Consider the following 19,516-nt stretch of genomic DNA (forward strand, 5'->3'; position numbering starts at 1 on the left):
CTTATCTCATAAAGGAAAAAGCCTTTCATCTTATGATGAAAGGCTTTTTTTTATCTATTAATTTCCCATTTTTCTAATATATTACCACTATCATCAATCATTTGAGTTAGAAAAGACTTCTCATTTGCTTTTATATCCATTATTGTTCTTTTACCAATTTGTGGTGCTCCTCCAATAAAGAGTGCAAATTTATTTTGTCCGGAAGGTGGGTAAAATTTTGCTTTATGCGTATGTCCGCTGTACACAATGTCTATTTTGTGTTGATTAAAGATTGGAACAAAAAGTTCGGTACAGTGTGTGGGTCCGTGCCAATCCCCAGAATGTAATGGAGGCATGTGCATGACAACAGCTCTATATTTTGCTTTTTTGTATGCTTTAGTTTTTACAATACTTAATAGCCAATCACGTTGTTCAAGTCGTAATTTATCATAGTCAGCAAGTCCAAAGTATTCACTACTTCCATCGGTTTTATCTTCACCTGAGTCTAGACAAATCCAAAATATGGGGCCATGCTTGAATGCTTGATAAGTTACTTTATTAGGTTTGTTAAAAATTTCAACTAATTCCCTTGCAAAGGCACCTCTTGTCTCATGATTTCCACGATTGAATACAAAAGGTGTATTGGTTGAAAAAAGTTTGCTGATTGGCATGAAGAAGTTTTTGACAACTTGACTTTCTTCATATACTTGATTGAAGATGTCTCCATTGAATAAAACCAAATCAGTATTTGTCTGCTTCTTTACATTCCACAATTCACCGAAACTTTCTGCTCTATCGTGTATGTCATTAAATATGATGACTTCGCAAGAGCTTTTATTTACAGGTTGTGTTTTGAAAGTATAATTTTCTGTTACGATCTCTTCTCCATATTTAATATCATAGCCGGACATTTTGATTAGATGTTTGGTGTGGACGCAGTAACTATAGGTAGTATCTGGCTTTAAGCCTTTGAGGTGAAAATTGAAAAAGCGACAATTTGCTACTTTCATGCCATGTTTACTTTCAAAATAAACTTGATCTATTTTTTCGATTCCATATTCAATCCAAGTATAACTATTTGTATTTGTCAATATCTGAATGTTTATTGAATCTGATGTAAGGTTTTGAAGATAGGGTAAAACAGTAAATCCTGGCTCAATATTTTCACTTCTAATAGGTTGTTCAATTTCTTTAGATAAAGAGATATTTGGGACTGTAAATGTCAATAGTCCCAAAGATTTCATAAAATTTCTTCTATTAGATTTCATAAGTACCTTTATTTCTTAACAAATTCTTTGATCCAATCAAATAGTTTTGTTTGTTGCTCTGGGTAGGTCCAGTGTCCTGTTTCTTGTACTAAGTATAATTCCTTTGGTGCTTTTATCTGATTGTATGCAGCGTAATATGAAGTTGGGGGACAAGTTTCATCGTTATATCCCCAAGTATAAAATCCTGGAACAGTAATTTTTCGTGCAAAATTCACCACATCGTAATACGCTGAAGTTTCAATTTTTTGTTTCGTCGCCATTGTAACCGCATTAGATGAATTAAACATATGTGGCCAACCTCCAGCGCGATTATGTAAATAGCCTGTCAGATCGCACATAGCTGGATAAATTGCGGCTAGTCCTTTTACTTTTTTATTTAGAGCAGTAGTTGTAATAGAAAGTGTGCCTCCTTGACTTCCTCCCCAAAGGATAATATTTGAAGAATCGACTTCATCTAAGGAAGCCAAAACATCTACACCTCTGCTACATCCAATATAGACCCTTTTATAATAGTAGGTATCCTTATTATCCAAATTCATTGTCGGATAGCCTTTCAATGCACCCGTACTAAGATCAGTATATAGACTAGCATCGTTGGTAACGGCAATGCCATGAATTCCTACTTGAAGTGTCACAAAGCCTTGTTCAGCTTGATCAATTAATCCGTTATATGGTCGAATTCCAGCTCCTGGAACCTGTAAAATGGCAGGATATTTACCTGCTTTCTTTGGTTTTGCAAGAATTCCATGCATTCTACTATTATCTATATTTTTGTAACTGATATGGTATACATCTACTTTTGCTGTAGAACGTTCAGGTAATAAGGTGTATGTTATCTCTAACGGAATTTTATTTGCTTTTTCCAATTCTGATTTCCAAAATTGGTCAAAATCTTCAGGTAAAGTCTGTGTAGGTTTAATTTTGTCAGGTGCAATAGCTGCTGTTGCTATACCTCTATATTCTATTCCATCTACTTTAACTTTGACTTCACATCGAATAAAAGCTGGTGTGTCAACAGAGAAAGCGTTACCAACTTCATAATTTTGTTTATTTACCTTAATACTACCTTTTTGTGTTGGCGCCATTTTTTCCAACCCTATAGAATAAGTAGCATCCACATTTTGCATAGGTAAATGATTTTTAATAATGGTGGTGGTGAATTTAATTTTTTCACCAGGGGCATACGTCCAATCGGCTTTGTTTGGCGTAACTAATACTTGAATAGGTTGATTATGCCTTGATTGCGCGAAGGCATAAAATTGTGATGCAATGCAGATATAGGCGCATAAGACAGCAGTTAGAATAATTGATTTTTTCATAGATTGTGTTAAGATGTTATAATGGTTTGTATTAATGAATTTAAATATCTGTATTTTTGATAGCAATTAAAAGTATTTAAAATATTTTAATTGAAATTGTTTAATCTAGTTGAACTAGCTAATTTCTCTAGGGCATAGTATATAAAATGTGTTTTTTATGCAAAAATAAAATTTTAAATACCCCATTTTATTCACACTTGACTATATTTGCTAACTATGTTTCATAGACAATGTTTTATGCAACACAATACGTTATACTAAAATGAATTTATTTGATGTTTATCCTGTCAATCCTATCAATATAGTCAAAGCACAAGGCTCAACTATTTGGGATGCAGAAGGTAATGAGTATTTGGACTTGTACGGTGGTCATGCCGTAATTTCTATTGGACATACTCATCCACACTATGTAAAAACGATTACTGACCAATTGAATGCTATTGGTTTCTATTCTAACTCGATTGAAATTCCTATTCAAAAACGATTGGCTCAACAATTGGGTGAGGTGTCGGGTAAAGAGGAGTATACGTTATTCTTATGTAATTCAGGTGCTGAGGCTAATGAAAACGCATTGAAATTGGCTTCGTTTCATACAGGACGTAAGAAAGTGATTGCTTTCACGAAGGCTTTTCACGGACGTACTTCGTTGGCTGTTGCTGCTACAGACAATCCGAGTATTGTGGCTCCAGTAAACCAAACGGATAATGTTGTCTTCTTACCATTCAATGATGAAGACGCTTTGACTAAGGCATTTTCGGAATTTGGAGAAGAAATCGCTGCAGTCATTATTGAAGGTATTCAAGGAGTTGGTGGTATTCGTGAGGCATCAATTTCATTTTTAAAATTAATCCGTTCATTGTGTGATCAATACGGAGCTGTATATATTGCTGATTCAGTACAATGTGGTTACGGACGTACAGGTGATTTTTATTCACATGATTATGCAGGCGTAAATGCTGATATTTACTCGATGGCAAAAGGTATGGGTAATGGTTTTCCAATCGGGGGTATTGCTATTGCGCCTAAATTCAAAGCTTCATACGGTTTGTTAGGTACTACTTTTGGTGGTAATCATTTAGCTTGTGCTGCAGCTGTTGCTGTTTTGGATGTTATCAAACAAGAAAATTTGTTAGAAAATGCTAAAACAATTGGTTCTTATTTGATTGATGAATTAAAGAACTTTGATAAAGTTCAAGACGTAAGAGGACGTGGTTTGATGATAGGTATTGATTTACCAGCAGAGTTGGCAGGTGTGAAAAAAGATTTGTTGGCTAAAAATAGAATTTTCACAGGTGAAGCTAAGCCAAATGTGATACGTATTTTACCAGCTTTGAATATAACAAAAGATATTGCAGATAGATTTTTAACAGCTTTAGACGAACGTCTAAAAGCTTTATAATATAGATTCATAGATAACGATATCAATGAAAAAATTCTTTTCAGTAGCGGATGTGGATAGTTTGGATGCTATCGTCAAAGAAGCTTTAGAACTAAAAGCGAATCCTAATGCAAACGAAACATTAGGTAAATATAAAACATTGGGTTTAGTGTTCTTGAATCCAAGCTTACGTACACGCTTAAGTACGCAAAAAGCGGCCATGAACCTAGGCATGAACGTCATGGTCATGAATATGGATAAAGACGGTTGGGCTTTGGAAACGCAAGACGGTGTCGTTATGAATGGTACAACAGTAGAACACATTCGTGAAGCTGCTGCTGTAATGGGCGAATACTGTGATATCTTAGGCTTGCGTTCATTCCCTTCTTTGAAAGACAAAGAAGCGGATTATAACGAAGATTTGTTTAATAAATTTATCAAATTCTGTGGTGTACCTGTTGTATCATTAGAAAGTGCCACGCGTCATCCATTGCAAAGTTTGACAGACCTCATTACAATCACTGAGCACAAAAAAGTAGCTAAACCTAAAGTAGTATTGGCTTGGGCTCCACACGTGAAAGCATTGCCGCAAGCGGTGCCAAATTCATTTGCGGAATGGATGTCAAAGGCACAAGAGCAAGGTTTAGTAGACTTTACTGTTGCGCACCCTGAAGGTTATGATTTAGCAGAAGATTTTACTAAAGGTGCTACTATTACGAATAATTTGGATGAAGCATTAGCTGGTGCTGACTTTGTGTATGTGAAAAACTGGTCTTCCTACAAAGAATACGGTCAAGTTTATCCAGTAAGTGAAAACTGGATGATGGACAATCAAAAGTTGACCTTAACAAATGATGCTAAAGTGATGCACTGTTTGCCAGTACGTCGTGATTTGGAATTATCTTCGGAAATATTAGATGGTCCAAATTCATTAGTTATCAAAGAAGCAAGCAACCGTGTTTGGGCAGCACAAGTGGTGTTGAAAAGAATGTTGGAAAGTCTAAATAAATAAGTAAATATATATGTCAAATAGTACGTTGAATATTATAAAGATCGGTGGTAATGTAATTGATGATGATATTCAATTAGAAGCTTTCTTAGAAAAATTTGCTGCCATTCCAGGCAAGAAAATTTTGGTGCACGGTGGTGGGAAGATTGCTACACGTGTAGCTTCCAAAATGGGATTAGAAGCTAAGATGGTCGAAGGTCGCCGTATTACGGATCAAGATATGTTGGACGTGGTGACGATGGTTTACGCTGGGCTTACAAACAAAAAAGTAGTCGCTACATTACAAAAATATACATGTGATGCTATTGGATTAAGTGGAGCAGATGGGAATGTAATTAAAGCAATTAAGCGTCCTGTTAGAGAGATTGATTATGGATTTGCTGGAGATATTTTAGCAGATTCAGTGAATTCTTTAGCGATTAAGAAGTTTTTGGATGCAGGTTTTACTCCTGTTTTCTCTGCAATAACGCATAATGGGTCGGGACAATTATTGAATACCAATGCAGATACTATAGCTTCTGCTTTAGCAACTTCAATGGCCGAACATTATGAAACATCTTTGATTTACTGTTTTGAGAAAAATGGGGTGTTGTTGGATGTAAATGATGATAATTCTGTGATTGAAAATATCACTGCGAATGATTTTGTGAAGTATAAAGAGCGTGGAGTAATTAGCGATGGTATGATTCCAAAGTTAGAAAATGCGTTTGAAGCAATCAATAAAGGGGTGAAATCTGTATATATTGGCAATGCTTCCAATTTACATTTGTTTCAACAGCAAAAATTCGGAACTTGTCTTATCAATAAGTAATTAACTTTACAAACCTAAACCATGAGTAAGATAACAATAATAGGATCGGGAAATATAGGATTTTCATTAGCCAAAGGTTTAGTGAAATCTAATATTTACAATGCTGAAGATATCGTATTAACCCGCAGAACTTTAGCTTCTTTGTCAGAAGAGGTAGCATTAGGTTTTGGGGTAAGTGCAGATAATTCTACGGCCATTGAAGGTGCAGAAATCGTTGTGTTAGCCGTGCTTCCACAACAGATTAAGAAAGTAATGGAAGATATTGCTTCAAATGTGCAGCCGAATCAAATTATGGTGTCTGTCGCTTCTGGCGTTTCATGTCAAGATGTGAAAGATGTCTTGGGACAAGATAAGATTGTCGTTCGTGCTATGCCGAATACGGCTATTGCTATTGGTCAGTCGATGACTTGTATCGCTACTGACAATGCAAGTACTGATGCTGTAAATCAAGTGGAGAAATTATTTGAAGCGGTAGGTTCGGTGGTGGTTATCAACGAAGATTTGATGACTTCAGCAACAGCCTTATGTGCTTGTGGTATTGCCTTCTTCCTGCGTGCTATTCGTGCTGCTTCGCAAGGTGGTGTTGAAATCGGTTTCCATGCACACGACGCCTTAAAAATGGCTATTCAGACAGCTAAAGGCGCAGCAGATTTATTGTTGCAGACGCATAGCCATCCAGAAAGTGAAATCGACAAAGTAACTTCTCCTAAAGGCTGTACTATTGCCGGATTGAACGAGATGGAGCACAATGGATTAAGCTCTGCATTCATCAAAGGAATTAAATTGTCAGCGAAAAAGGCTGGCGGACTCTATAATGAATAAGAATATAGAACAACTTATTGAAGATAGTAAATCTCTATTGGCTCAGCTGATAGAGATTCCTTCTTTTAGTAGGGAGGAGGAGCAAACAGCTGATTGTATCAGTCATTTCCTTATCGAACGTGGAATATCGAATAATCAAGTAGGCAATAATGTCATTGCTTATAACAAATATTTTGATCCTTCTAAGTCTACTATTCTATTAAATTCTCATCATGATACCGTAAAACCGAATCCTGGTTATACCAAAGATCCATTCAAAGCAATTGTCGAAGACGGTAAGTTATTTGGATTAGGCTCAAATGATGCTGGAGGTTGTTTAGTTTCGTTGATTGCTAGCTTCATATATTATTACAATGACGAGAATTTAGCTTATAATCTCTGTTTGATTGCATCAGCTGAGGAAGAGATATCGGGTAAGAATGGAATAGAAGAAGCGTATAAGCATGTGAATGAATGTACTTTTGCTATTGTTGGTGAACCGACTTTATTAGAATTGGCTGTAGCCGAAAAAGGCTTAATGGTTTTGGATTGCACTGCACATGGTGAATCTGGTCATGCTGCGCGTGAAGAAGGTGTTAATGCGATTTACAAAGCCATTGAAGATATCAATTGGTTCAATTCTTATAAATTTCCAAAGGAATCAGAATTCTTAGGACCTATGAAAATGTCTGTCACAGTTATTAATGCAGGTTCACAACATAATGTCGTGCCAGCAGAATGTAAATACGTAGTAGATGTCCGTACAACTGATGTTTATACTAATGTTGAGGTATTGGAAATTATCAAATCACATGTCAAATCGGATGTACAAGCACGTTCTACACGTTTGAATCCTTCTACCATTCCTGTAGATCATCCAATCGTTCAGGCAGGGCTATCATTAGGTAAAAAGATGTATGGAAGTCCAACAATGAGTGATCAAGCTTTGTTACCGATAACTTCAATAAAAGTTGGTCCAGGTGATTCTGCACGCTCTCATACCGCAGACGAATTTATCTATGTGCATGAGATAGAGGATGGTATAAGGTTTTATATAGAATTATTGGGTTGGGTGCTTTAATAAGTGAGGACACTTTTGGTAGAAAATAAAAATGGTTAGAAATTACCCCTAACCATTTTTATTTTAACTCTATATGAAGAGTATTAACTTATTATTCTTAATCTATTTCCGTCTTGAATTAATTGGTTATTATTTACCATAGTTTGAATTACCTGATTTAAAATACTATCAATCTGACTACCAACTTTTAGAAAATCAAAAGTTCTTGCGGTTAATCTCACTAAATCCTCTTTATTAAGACTAATGTTTGCTTCCATAATTTCAAGAATAGCTATTGAAATTTCTTCTGGGGCTATGTCTTCAATACTACGTTTCTCTATTGCATTATCTCGATATGTTTTCAAGTCTTTAGGCAAAGAGGATGAATTCCAATAGAAATCCTGTGTACCAATTGATTTTGAAATGTTTGGAATAGATGCTACAATATCTGATAAATACATACTCAATTTTGCCCCTGCACGAGCTGTATTCCACAATTTCAAAATCCTCCTAAATAATAGTGATTTGCTAATTGGAGCTTCTATTTCTACAATGGACTTCATCTGATTTAGAATCACTCGTCTATTTTCTGGAAAGTATATTGACTCGGCGTTTGCGAATGCTATTGAAGTAATATCAGCTGACTGATAAGGAATTTTAAAACTGCTTTCGATTTTTTTAACGGTTAGTTCATTAACTTTTGGTAATTCCTTTAGTTGCATTTCGGGAATTTCTAATATTGGTTTTTGAACTTTGTTTTTCTTAATATCATCGACTAGTTGGTGGATTTCTTGTATACACTGATCTTTATTTTTTATCCAATCTAACGTCCAAATGCGATAAATATTCCAACCTAAGCCTTTCAATACATTTGGTGCTAACAATTCTCGGTCATTTGTAGTATTGATGTGATTGTAGTTATCACCATCTACTAAAATTCCTAAGATGTATTCTTTGTCATTATCGGGATTAACAATTCCTAAATCAACTCTATAATTGGATGTTCCAATGTATTTGTTAACTTGTAAGCCATTTTCTTTTAGTTCATTTTCAATAGCATCAACCAAAGAAATTCTATTTGATGTTGTCGTCGTATGGTGTAGAATGTAACTTCCTTTTTCTGCAAAATTTAAAAACTCTTTAAGACCTTTTACTCCCTCAGATTTTGTTCTATTCAAATCAATTTGGTCTCCTTTCAATGTAGAAAACACCTTCATTTCATAACGAGCCCTTGTGACAGCAACATTGAGTCTTCTCCAGCCTCCCTCTCTGTTCAGTGGTCCAAAATTCATGGAGATTTTGCCTTCTTCATTGGGTCCGTAGCAAATAGAGAAAAGAATAATATCCCTTTCATCACCTTGTACGTTTTCAAGGTTTTTTATGAAAATGGGTTCTTCATTTTGCATTGCTAGCTCTTCCAGCTGTGGATGTTTTTGAAACAATTCTTGTAATAAATCTTCGATTAAGTCCTGCTGAACTTGGCTAAATGTTACTACACCTAACGATTTTTTATTACCCGATTGAAGATAGCTTTGAATGTATTCGACAATAGCTAAAGCCTCATTTTTATTCGTTCGCGTTTTTCCTTTATCATAAAATCCATTTATTTGTTGGAATGTTACTTTTTGATTTAAATCATCTGGCGAAGGAAATGTTAATAATTTACTATCGTAAAAGTTTTTATTACTGAAGGAAATCAAACTTTCATGTTTGCTTCTATAATGACGAAGTAAGTGATTAGAAGGAATAGATAATGCTAAAGTATCTTCCAAAATGCTTTCTAAATCTTCCATTTCTAAATTCTCTTCGTCTATTTTTGAAGAAGCAAAAAAGCTTGTTGGCGGCATTTGTTTCGGGTCTCCCACGATTATAGCTTGTTTACCTCTAGCCAAAGCACTGATAGCTTCAGAAGTAGGTAGCTGCGATGCTTCGTCAAAAATTACCAAATCAAAATGTTCTTGATTCACATCAAAATATTGAGCCACAGAAATTGGGCTCATCAGCATACAAGGTTTTAGCCTTGGAATTAATGTAGGAATTTGGTCAAATAATCTACGTATAGTTATGCCTCTTCCTTTACTACGAATAGCCTTCTGTAACATGCCGATTTCTGAGCTTTGGGCGGCTTCTATCGATAGATTAGGAATTTTTGCACTTAATTGAGCAACTAGTTGCTGTTTTGAAAGTTCGGTAAATTGATAATGTATTTCTTTGTATTGCTTGATTAATGACTCATAAATATCGGCATCAAAATGATTAAGCTCATCTGTACTATAGAGTGATTGAACGAAATGATTTAATCGAAGTACTTTCTCAAATTCATGCTGTGCATCTTTTGTGTCAATTACCCCTTCTTCTATTTTTTCAATAAACCAGTCAGTTCCAATTTGTTTGGCTTTGTCTTCGTAACTTTTATAGGTCAACCATTCATCTAAGAGATTGATATGGGTTGATATTTTAGCTAATTCTACATCTGCGGGTATTTGATTTAAGAACTGCAATAAAATGGTTTCATAGGATTGATAAAGTTCAACTTGCTTGATTATACTATCCAACTCATTGTTGAAATCAGTGTTTGCTATTACTGATTTTAACCAAGTGGATGGCGGATTATTCGATAATGTATTGATTAATTGGATTAATTCTTCTACTATGTTTATTTCCTTTAGGAGTCCTTCGTGATTAAAGCTATTTGTTGTTTTGTACTTTTCAAATAATTGATTAAAGGTTCTGAATTTCTCTTCCTTTTCATTCTTTTGTAATACATTTAATTCGTCAAGATTAGCAAATAATTCATCTATACTTTCAGGATGTGTTATTTTATGAGATGAAAAACCTTGTAGGATACCTTTCACTTTTCTCTGTTTCAGCCATTTGGGTAAAAACCAAGTGTATTTGGCTTGATTCCATATCATTTGAATCTCTTGATAATTGTAATCAAGTATTTTCGCATTAAAGGATGAGATAATTTTATCTCGCAGTCGAACAAGAGATTGATTCAAATGAATCCATTCTGACAAGTAACTCTTTTGAGTTTCATCAATAACGTAATCTATCAGTTTTTCATTGATTGGATTTGCCTGTATAAATTTTAAGATAGGTAAATACTGTGCTGATTCTGCATTATCCATAGCATATTTCTCAAAAGAAGTCTCTTTCTCTTTTTTAGAAATAAGGAAATACTGGATTGCATTCGTAATGTTATTCTTTAAGTCAAATTGATTTGGCTGTGACTTAACGGCTTTTAAGGCATGCTGATTAGGTACTTCAATCTTTGCAATAATAGAATGGAAAGCTGTATTCCAATTTTGCCATTCATTCCATTTGTTTGTATTTAAATCGCTAAAATTGATAGCAACCCTCAGTTCATTTGAAAACTGAATTTTATAATATTCTAAATACGAAATCGTATCGTAAATACTCCAACCAATTTCGTTCTTCTCGTGTAGCTTTATGACATATTGATTTAGTTCCTTGCGTTTGCTATCTAAGCGATTTGCTTCTTCGATAAAACTTTCATTTGATTGGTATTTGGGAACATCTAATGTTCTTTCAAACTGTTGTAGAACATCTGATTTTTTCGATTTATTGGAATGTAGTTCTAAACAAAAAGGGCCTAAACCGATATGTTCTAGTCTAGTATGCACAACATCCAATGCTGCTTTTTTAGCGGCTACAAAAAGGACTTTTTTATTATTAGCTAAGGCATCTGCTATGATATTCGTAATAGTTTGTGATTTTCCTGTTCCAGGCGGGCCATGCAAAATAAACGTTTTATTTTCATTGGCACTTTTTACAGCATTTAGCTGTGAATTGTCTGCAGAAATGGGTAGGAACAATGACGAAGTTGGTAGGTTCTCTAATTCTAATTCATTTCCATCTACACTTTGAAGATTTTCTGATAATTTTCCATCAATTAGACTTTTGACAATAGAACTTTTCTCTATTTCTGCTGCATATTTAGAAATATCTTGCCATAGAATTAATTTATTGAAAGAAAAGATTCCTAAAACAGTTTGTTCTAAAACATCCCAGCCTCCTAAAGTCATTATTGCATTTCTAAGAATGGCAAAAACTTTAGGTACATCCACACCAAAATCATCGGTTGGAAGATTTTCTAAACTATTTAAATTTAACTTATACTCTTGCTTTAAGTATTCCAACAAGGTAATGTTAATCATAGTTTCTTCTTCGCGACTGCGCAAAGTATATTTAGAATTAGCGGATTTTCGAGATAATTCAACAGGAATCAATAAAATTGGCGCGTAACGAGGTTGTAATTTGTTCCGCGGCTCAAACCATTTTAATAAACCAATTCCTAAATATAAAGTGCTTTTCCCATTCTCTTCTTCGGCAAGTCTTGATGAACGATATAGATTGGTTAAAATACTATTCAAATCATCATTGTGATAATAGGTAAGTAAACGACCATATTTAAATTCTTCGTCAGCTAAAGTGAATAGAGTGTCGGAGGAATGTAGAGGAGGATTATAAATATTATAACGTCTTATGATAGGCTGATTATTGTCTGGTTGTATAATGTAGCTTTTTCCTTCTGCTAAATTATCTTCTAAAAGGTGGGATTTTAAATCGATAATTTGCAACATGCTTTTTGTGAAACGAAGATTCAATAGATTGTTTCTTAAGGATAAATCCAGAAGTTTACGTTCCCAAATCTTTTGTTTCGTCAGATTTGATAAATCTGTTAATTCCAAATCATCGTATGAGGTGCCTATGTCGAAATCTTCATCCAAAAGGTTATCCGTATTTGATGCTGTAGAATTAGAGTTATTAATAGTTTGCTTTATTTCGGATTGTATTGACAGCGGTGTTATGCCATAAGACCTAGCTTTTTTGATGTCTATTGATAATAAAAAATTATCGGTAGCTAGTAATTGTCGCTCCGCAGTATCCATAGCCTGCGAAAAAGGAATATTATTGCCTTTGCAAAGGCTCGTGGCTTCAATTAATGCTATTTGTTTTATTCCTTTTGCTACGCGCTTAGTAAGTGCGGTAACATCATAATTTATCATGCCATCGAATCGCATATCTTCAAGCCATACGCCTACAAAGGCATGACCAGAAGTAATAATGATGAGAGGGTTTAAATTTATAGCCTCTAGCACAGCAGCGAATAGTAAGGATATATCAATACAGTTTCCGAATTTAGTATTGATAACTTTGTCTATCAAGCGGATTCTCTGTCCAGATTTTTCGAAACTGGCAGGCATTGCGCTATAGATAATTTGATGATTCTGGATGGCTTTATAAATAGCTGAAACTATTTGTAAAACCCTTTCTTTGTTATGGGATTGATAACCTTCAAAGCTAGTTAGATGATTATTTGATTCCAAAATTTTTATAGCTTCTGTTTTTAAGGAATATATTAAATCGTGATTGGGTAAAATATAAGAGGCTAATAGTTGAGGGTATGAATGTAAGCCACCAAAGTAATCAATAGGTAATATATCGATAGTGAAATCTTCCTGTTTTAGGACTTCATTATTGCTAAGTACTTCAATGGTAATTTTATCTAAGTCCTTTTCAGCTAGATTTTTAAGTAATTCTAAGTTGAATTTAAGATTGAATTCAGTGAACTGGACTATCTCGTTTGGTAAAATTCTATCCTTATTTATGGAAAAATCTTCGAATAATTTAAATGTGGACTTTAGCGTTATCTTGATGTTTTCTAAATCTTTTTCACCTAAATTTTGTAAATTGATATTTTGAATAAAATTTAATTTATTCGATATGAATGTGTAATTAATAAAATTGAGGTAATTAATTTTTAAGTTTAAATTATTCTCGATATTCATAATTTCGGTTTATTACTAATAACTAAAAATACATTTTATTTTATAGATAATTTTGGTCGTTTTTAAATTTGAGGAAATAAAAAATGCGAGACATTTACTGTCTCGCATGAATACTTTTACTTCGTCTTACCTTAATTTCCGCATTTCCTTTACAGCTTTATCAAGATCTTTCTCCAATTCCTTTAATTTTATTTGTTGTTTGCTGATTTTAATTATCTCTTTTTCTCTATCAATGTCAGAAATTCTATTTCTTCGAATTTTTTTATCTAAATCATCTTCCATTTTTTCAACCTTTGAAGATTGTTTCTTGATGTTTTTTTCGATCTTATCAACTTTGCTTACCGCTTTCTCATACTTTTTAGCAGCTTTTTCACGTGCTTTTTGTTGTTTCTCAAGTTTTTTTGCTTGTTTCTCAATTTCTTTTTGACGTTTTAATAACTCTTTCTCTGCTTTTATTCTTTCTTTTTCTACCTTTTCAGCAGCTTTTTTAGCTTCTGTTTCTGCTTTTAGTGCAACTTTCTTTTGTTCAGCAGTTAATAAATTAGATGTTAATGTGTCTAGTTGAGTAAGTGGTGTAGAGTTATTTGTGTGCTGTGCTTTAGATATACCTGCAATTGCAACTAATCCAATAAATAATATAAATCTTAAATTTTTCATCATTTTCATACGTTAATTTGACTTTAGGGAAGTCAAAAAGTTTAACACAAAGGTAATAAACAAAAAAGAGTAGCATATGCAATTATGCTGCTCTTTAAATATTATTGTAGAGAAATCTCTAGTTAAGCTAATTGTGCTAATAAATTGATTAAGCTTACACGCTCACCAATAATTTTGCTTAAATCAGCGATTGCAACGCGTTCTTGCTCCATTGAATCACGGTGACGGATGGTAACCATGTTGTCTTCTAATGATTGGTGATCCACTGTGATACAGTAAGGTGTACCTATAGCATCTTGACGACGATAGCGTTTACCAATAGCGTCTTTTTCATCGTATTGGATGTTGTAATCCAATTTCAATTTAGCCATGATCTCACGAGCTTTTTCTGGAAGGCCATCTTTTTTCGTTAAAGGTAAAACAGCAGCTTTCACAGGAGCAATGGCTGGATGGAATTTCAATACCACACGTGAGTCTTGCTTTTCTTCTGTCGACAGATCTTCATGTACTAAAGAGTTCGCTAATACAGTTAAGAAAAGACGGTCTAAACCAATCGATGTTTCTACAACATAAGGAATATAGTTTTGATTGATCTCTGGGTCAAAATATTGCATTTTCTTCTTCGAATACTCTTGATGTTGTTTCAAGTCGAAGTCTGTACGTGAGTGAATACCTTCTACTTCTTTGAAGCCGAATGGAAATTCGTACTCGATATCTACAGCTGCATTTGCGTAGTGTGCTAGTTTAGCGTGGTCATGGTAACGGTATTTTGTTGCATCAGCTCCTAAAGCCAAATGCCACTTCAAACGAGTTTCTTTCCATTTATTGTACCATTCCATCTCAGTGCCTGGACGAACAAAAAATTGTAATTCCATTTGTTCGAACTCACGCATACGCATGATGAATTGACGAGCAATTACTTCATTACGAAATGCTTTACCAATTTGAGCAATACCAAAAGGAATTTTCATTCTTCCTGTTTTTTGAACATTCAAGAAGTTAACGAAAATACCTTGTGCTGTCTCAGGACGTAAATATACTTTCTCAGCACCATCAGCCATTGCGCCCATTTGTGTATCAAACATCAAATTGAACTGACGAACTTCAGTCCAGTTTTTTGTACCTGAAATAGGACATACTATATTATGCTCCTCAATAATTGTTTTCAAACGCGCTAAATCATCCGCATTCAACGCATCATCTAAGTCTTGTTGTAATTGAGCAGCTTTATCCGTTTTTCCGTCTTTTTCATAACGATCGATTTTGTCTTCGATCAATTGATCAGCACGGTAACGTTTTTTAGAATCTTTATTATCGATCATTGGATCGTTGAATCCATCTACGTGCCCAGAAGCTTTCCAGGTAGTTGGGTGCATGAAAATTGCGGCATCAATACCTACAATGTTTTCATTCAATTGCACCATGGATTTCCACCAATATGTCTTCAGGTTATTCTTTAGTTCTGAACCTAGTTGTCCGTAATCATATACGGCACTCAAACCGTCATAAATCTCACTTGAAGGGAATACAAAACCGTATTCTTTAGCGTGAGATATAATGTTTTTGAAAAAGTCGTCTGTTTGTTTGCTCATAAGAAGCAAATATATACAAAGGTTGTCAAAGTGGCAAAAGTAAAGATTATTGGTTATTACAATTAATCAGTGCTATGAATTTCTTAACCATCGTAGGCGTATCTTCTGTTAGATCAATAAAATAGGGTACTTGCCATATTTGTGTTTTGATAGCTTGTTTGCTTACAGGTTTATCCCATGAAGGATAAATTCTGAAACCTCGTTTGCCATCATGTATGTTCTTTAAAATTTTATTTTCGCGAAGGGCTTGTTTGGAGAAGATAAAGATTCCTTTTTTAGGGTCATCATTCGTCGCTATAATATAAAAGTCGAACGGATCTGAATAATGAAAAGGTTCTGTAGTGCCACTTGCATTTCTTTTCCATAGAGTTACAAACTGACCAATTTTTTTAGGTGTTATTTTGGCTTTTCTGAACTTATAGTTTTGGGTTCCAATAGTAAAATTGAAACCCAAATATTCTACACACTCTTCATCTTTATGGAGATTGCAAATTTGTAAATTGAGATTCTTAAAAATCTTAACATCAAGCAATAGTAATTCGTCAATCATTAGATTTACAATGATGCAGGGTATAAATCCAAAATTTGTTGAGAGGCATTCTTATTATCGACTTTTTTAATGATATGTTCGATAATACTCTCTTCGTTGATAACAAAAGTAGTACGTGCTGTGCCCATATATTTTTTGCCGTACATATTTTTCTCCACCCAGACACCGTAATCATTCACGATTTTCTGGTCTTCGTCCGCTAATAAGTTGAAGGGCAATTCAAATTTTGCGATGAATTTTTGGTGTGATTGTTCGCTATCGATGCTAACCCCCAAGACTTCAAAACCTTTGCCTAATAAGAACTGGTAATTGTCTCTGAAATTACAAGCTTCCGTTGTACAACCCGGTGTATTATCTTTTGGATAAAAGTATAAAATAACTTTCTTCCCCTTGTAGTCTGAAAGCTTAATTGTTTCGCCATTTTGATTTTTAGCGATTATCTCGGGAGCTTTTGTTCCTATTTCTAATGTATTCATAATTATTTGATTAAGGATGAATAAGCAAAAATTAAAGATAAAACCTTTATTACTTGCTCTTTTAGTCTTTATTCTATCGTATAAACCTCGCTTCGAAAACTTTCTCGTTATCTTTCCAATCTTTCACAATCAACTTAAATGTATGTTCGCCTTTGGACAATGAAGAATCAAAACGATGCCAAAGATGTCTATTCTTAGGGTCGTATTCCATCAATACCCAATTTCCATCTATGTAGCCATTGAAAGATTGAATGCCTGAAAAATTATCTGCAATCGTAAAATCAATTTTACTTTGCGTAGAAACATTTTTACCATTGACTAAGTTTCGTGCTGTAATGGTTGGTGCAATAGTGTCCACTGCAACATAAAAATCACCAAAATTTCTAGTATTTACCGTCACCCAACCATTTTCAAATTTCCCACCTTCTGAACCACCGTCCACGGAAGCAATAAGAGCTTTACTTTCTAAATGCGGAGGCAGATTAGTCGGCTTTATGGATAATGAATATGTAGAAAACAAGGGTGTCAATGTATTGTGCACCTTATGCAAAGGAGAGTAAGTATTCGGTTGTTGCAACTCCTCTGTATAGACAAAGTCTAAATCACTGTATAATACACCTTGTGGTAGTTCTATTTTTATATTTTCTGTCGAAAAAGAATGCTTTGTATTATGTGCTAAAAGTGTTCCCTTTAAAGACGTGTTAGTAGGAGTCCCGTTAATACTGTTTGATATTTTAAAATCCAATTCACTGCAATTTCCAGCCACATCTTTTACCACATATTTGACAGCATAAACTTTATTTTTAGGTAATTCAATGATACCATTGTTGTTCAATGTCTTTAATATTTCGATTGGATTTCCAGGGTCTTTGAAAGATTTCTGAACCTTTGCTTTTGAGCGCTTCCAGTGCGGATAATCAATATAGGAATGTATAGCTCGAGTCGTGTTAAAATCCAATTCTTCGAAAACAGCAGCTGAAATTAACTTACCATCAACAAAAAGTTCAATAGAATATACACCATTCTGAAATCCACCGGCACGGTGTCTGTCAATTGTATTGATCCCGAATCCAAACTTCCCGGAAACGGGAATCGGTGAAGATTGAGTTAGGGCATATCTGCCAGAGCCAATACTTTTTACTCCTAAACTCTTTCGAGGTGTAAATTCATTGAAGGGGTTTTCATTCAATTCATAGAGCATCACATTATTTATTGTCGGATTGAATTTATCTGCAAATCGTAATCCAAACAACTGTGGATTCAATGGGCGCTGAGTCTTGGTATCTCTAATTTCAAAATGCAAGTGCGGTCCTCCAGAACTTCCGGTATTGCCCGCATTGCCAATAAATTGACCTTTGGTCAGACGAACTTGTTCTGGTGTCAACGTAATGTCTACATCAAATCGCTGTTGCTTATATTGTTCAGCTTTAACTATTTTAGTCAATTCAGCGTTAAACGAATCCATATGAAGATATACTGTCGAAAACCCATTTGGATGGTCAATATAAACAGCATTTCCGCCACCACCGATTTGAACACGAACGCGCGATACGAATCCTTCTGCCGCAGCATGTAATGGCAACCCAATTTTCTGTTGAGTTCGGTAATCATCTCCTCCATGAAAATGGGTGCTTCGCAACTCACCAAATGTACCCGAAGCATCCATCGGAATATTCAATGGATTACGAAAATAGCCTTGCGGATAAGTTCTTGAAGTGATTATGTCTTTGGGTTGCGCATAGAGAGCAAGGCATGTTGCCAGCATTCCGCACAACAAAATTATTTTTCTCATATTATTTAATTTGTGTTGAAAACATGAGCTGCTCGCCAATGTATCCTTCCAGCTTGTCACCAATTAAAATAGGACCAACGCCTGCTGGAGTACCCGTATAAATCAAGTCACCTTTACGAAGAGTGATGAATTTTGATATATATACTATTAACGTATCAATATCAAAAATCATATCTTTTGTATTACCTACTTGGACGATTTCTTCATTTTTTTTCAATGAAAAGTTAATATCCGAGAGATTTTCAAATTCTTCTTTAGGAATGAGATTACTTATCACAGCAGAATGGTCAAAGGCTTTCGCTAGTTCCCACGGCAATCCTTTTTCTTTATGTTTAGATTGAATATCACGAGCCGTAAAATCAATGCCCAAACCTATCGCATCATAATATTTGTGGGCAAATTTCTTTGCTACATGCTTTCCCTCGTTGCAAATGCGATATACGACTTCACATTCGTAATGAACATCAGAGGAAAATTCGGGGTAATAAAAGTCTTTGTTGTCTTTTAATACTGCTGTATCCGGTTTCATAAATATAACTGGTGATTCCGGAACTGGATTGTTTAATTCTTTAGCGTGATCGATATAATTTCTACCTATAGCAATTATTTTCATGGAATATGTCTTTTATACAAATGTACGGAAAATGAAAGAAGTGTATTTAATTGTGAGTTTAGTAGTTATTGTATGTATAATGTCTTATTTCAAATTTATTTTATGCTTTGAAATTTTCTATATCGAATATATTACAAAATAACTTTTCTGCCTTCTTAGCCATTATAAATGTTTTTATATCTAATATTACTTGTTTTATTTAATAAAGTTTGTGTATGATGTTGCTAAATCGATTAAAATTATTTTACTTAGCACAAATTATAAAACACAAATCCTAGAAAAACAAGACTTAAACTATCTCAGCCTACCTAGGTGTTTGTGGTATTCTAAAGAAAAGATAACTAATTAATCATACTATGAGTAACTTTTACAAACCTAAACTTTGTAGGGCCAAA

Annotated in this window: 14 protein-coding genes; 5 read left to right on the forward strand and 9 right to left on the reverse strand. The window is 34.4% G+C overall.

Annotated elements, in window-relative coordinates; translation table 11 throughout:
• Window positions 1-50 precede the first annotated feature (50 nt).
• Together GOQ17_RS00405 and GOQ17_RS00410 are read right to left on the reverse strand one after the other, a co-directional pair.
• Window positions 51-1,247, reverse strand: a complete 1,197-nt coding sequence (locus tag GOQ17_RS00405) for a metallophosphoesterase family protein (protein WP_159633136.1) — start codon at window positions 1,245-1,247, stop codon at window positions 51-53.
• An 8-nt stretch (window positions 1,248-1,255) separates the two neighbouring features.
• Window positions 1,256-2,566, reverse strand: coding sequence for an acetylxylan esterase (locus GOQ17_RS00410; protein WP_159633139.1), 1,311 nt, complete (start codon window positions 2,564-2,566; stop codon window positions 1,256-1,258).
• Between the two features lie 262 nt (window positions 2,567-2,828).
• On the opposite strand from GOQ17_RS00410, the gene GOQ17_RS00415 reads away from it, so the two are divergent.
• The 5 genes from GOQ17_RS00415 to GOQ17_RS00435 are packed head-to-tail and all read left to right on the forward strand — an operon-like array spanning window position 2,829 to window position 7,646.
• Complete coding sequence (locus GOQ17_RS00415; RefSeq protein WP_159633142.1) at window positions 2,829-3,965, forward strand: aspartate aminotransferase family protein; 1,137 nt, start codon at window positions 2,829-2,831, stop codon at window positions 3,963-3,965.
• Window positions 3,966-3,990: 25 nt separating this feature from the next.
• Window positions 3,991-4,956, forward strand: a complete 966-nt coding sequence (locus tag GOQ17_RS00420; RefSeq protein ID WP_159633146.1) for a Rossmann-fold NAD(P)-binding domain-containing protein — start codon at window positions 3,991-3,993, stop codon at window positions 4,954-4,956.
• 10 nt (window positions 4,957-4,966) lie between these two features.
• A complete protein-coding gene (argB, locus tag GOQ17_RS00425) occupies window positions 4,967-5,764 on the forward strand; it encodes an acetylglutamate kinase (protein WP_159633149.1) in 798 nt (265 codons plus the stop codon).
• 21 nt (window positions 5,765-5,785) lie between these two features.
• Window positions 5,786-6,586, forward strand: coding sequence for a pyrroline-5-carboxylate reductase (gene proC / locus GOQ17_RS00430; RefSeq protein ID WP_159633152.1), 801 nt, complete (start codon window positions 5,786-5,788; stop codon window positions 6,584-6,586).
• Window positions 6,579-7,646 carry a M20 family metallo-hydrolase gene (locus GOQ17_RS00435; protein ID WP_159633155.1) on the forward strand — a complete coding sequence of 356 codons (1,068 nt, stop codon included), beginning with the start codon at window positions 6,579-6,581 and terminating at the stop codon, window positions 7,644-7,646. Before proC ends, GOQ17_RS00435 begins: the two co-directional genes overlap by 8 nt.
• Before the next feature lie 83 nt (window positions 7,647-7,729).
• On the opposite strand, the gene proA is transcribed toward GOQ17_RS00435, so the two are convergent.
• The 7 genes from proA to GOQ17_RS00470 form a co-directional block, all read right to left on the reverse strand.
• Window positions 7,730-13,441: an anti-phage protein ProA gene (proA, locus tag GOQ17_RS00440; RefSeq protein WP_159633158.1), complete on the reverse strand. Its 5,712-nt coding sequence runs from the start codon at window positions 13,439-13,441 to the stop codon at window positions 7,730-7,732.
• A gap of 126 nt (window positions 13,442-13,567) precedes the next feature.
• The gene (locus GOQ17_RS00445; RefSeq protein WP_159633161.1) at window positions 13,568-14,107 is read right to left on the reverse strand and encodes a hypothetical protein; all 540 of its coding nucleotides are present in this window, start codon (window positions 14,105-14,107) and stop codon (window positions 13,568-13,570) included.
• A 113-nt stretch (window positions 14,108-14,220) separates the two neighbouring features.
• Entirely contained in the window at window positions 14,221-15,690 is a 1,470-nt protein-coding gene (locus GOQ17_RS00450; protein ID WP_159633164.1) for a glycine--tRNA ligase, read from the reverse strand.
• A 46-nt stretch (window positions 15,691-15,736) separates the two neighbouring features.
• Window positions 15,737-16,240: a MepB family protein gene (locus GOQ17_RS00455; protein ID WP_159633167.1), complete on the reverse strand. Its 504-nt coding sequence runs from the start codon at window positions 16,238-16,240 to the stop codon at window positions 15,737-15,739.
• 5 nt (window positions 16,241-16,245) lie between these two features.
• Window positions 16,246-16,716 (reverse strand): thioredoxin-dependent thiol peroxidase, encoded by a 471-nt coding sequence (gene bcp / locus GOQ17_RS00460; protein ID WP_159633170.1) that lies wholly within the window; start codon window positions 16,714-16,716, stop codon window positions 16,246-16,248.
• Window positions 16,717-16,789: 73 nt separating this feature from the next.
• Complete coding sequence (locus GOQ17_RS00465; RefSeq protein WP_159633173.1) at window positions 16,790-18,508, reverse strand: M23 family metallopeptidase; 1,719 nt, start codon at window positions 18,506-18,508, stop codon at window positions 16,790-16,792.
• A 1-nt stretch (window position 18,509) separates the two neighbouring features.
• Window positions 18,510-19,121 (reverse strand): fumarylacetoacetate hydrolase family protein, encoded by a 612-nt coding sequence (locus tag GOQ17_RS00470; RefSeq protein ID WP_159633176.1) that lies wholly within the window; start codon window positions 19,119-19,121, stop codon window positions 18,510-18,512.
• Between the last annotated feature and the right edge of the window lie 395 nt (window positions 19,122-19,516).

This window comes from Sphingobacterium composti (assembly GCF_009829075.1).
GTDB classification, from domain to species: Bacteria; Bacteroidota; Bacteroidia; order Sphingobacteriales; family Sphingobacteriaceae; genus Sphingobacterium; species Sphingobacterium composti.

Excerpts from the sequence above, each read along its gene's own strand:
- GOQ17_RS00415 (WP_159633142.1), top strand. The coding sequence starts at position 2,829 with ATGAATTTATTTGATGTTTATCCTGTCAATCCTATCAATATAGTCAAA.
- GOQ17_RS00450 (WP_159633164.1), bottom strand. The coding sequence starts at position 15,690 with ATGAGCAAACAAACAGACGACTTTTTCAAAAACATTATATCTCACGCT.
- argB (WP_159633149.1), top strand. The coding sequence starts at position 4,967 with ATGTCAAATAGTACGTTGAATATTATAAAGATCGGTGGTAATGTAATT.
- GOQ17_RS00405 (WP_159633136.1), bottom strand. The coding sequence starts at position 1,247 with ATGAAATCTAATAGAAGAAATTTTATGAAATCTTTGGGACTATTGACA.
- proA (WP_159633158.1), bottom strand. The coding sequence starts at position 13,441 with ATGAATATCGAGAATAATTTAAACTTAAAAATTAATTACCTCAATTTT.
- proC (WP_159633152.1), top strand. The coding sequence starts at position 5,786 with ATGAGTAAGATAACAATAATAGGATCGGGAAATATAGGATTTTCATTA.
- GOQ17_RS00470 (WP_159633176.1), bottom strand. The coding sequence starts at position 19,121 with ATGAAAATAATTGCTATAGGTAGAAATTATATCGATCACGCTAAAGAA.
- bcp (WP_159633170.1), bottom strand. The coding sequence starts at position 16,716 with ATGAATACATTAGAAATAGGAACAAAAGCTCCCGAGATAATCGCTAAA.
- GOQ17_RS00445 (WP_159633161.1), bottom strand. The coding sequence starts at position 14,107 with ATGAAAATGATGAAAAATTTAAGATTTATATTATTTATTGGATTAGTT.
- GOQ17_RS00420 (WP_159633146.1), top strand. The coding sequence starts at position 3,991 with ATGAAAAAATTCTTTTCAGTAGCGGATGTGGATAGTTTGGATGCTATC.
- GOQ17_RS00455 (WP_159633167.1), bottom strand. The coding sequence starts at position 16,240 with ATGATTGACGAATTACTATTGCTTGATGTTAAGATTTTTAAGAATCTC.
- GOQ17_RS00410 (WP_159633139.1), bottom strand. The coding sequence starts at position 2,566 with ATGAAAAAATCAATTATTCTAACTGCTGTCTTATGCGCCTATATCTGC.
- GOQ17_RS00465 (WP_159633173.1), bottom strand. The coding sequence starts at position 18,508 with ATGAGAAAAATAATTTTGTTGTGCGGAATGCTGGCAACATGCCTTGCT.
- GOQ17_RS00435 (WP_159633155.1), top strand. The coding sequence starts at position 6,579 with ATGAATAAGAATATAGAACAACTTATTGAAGATAGTAAATCTCTATTG.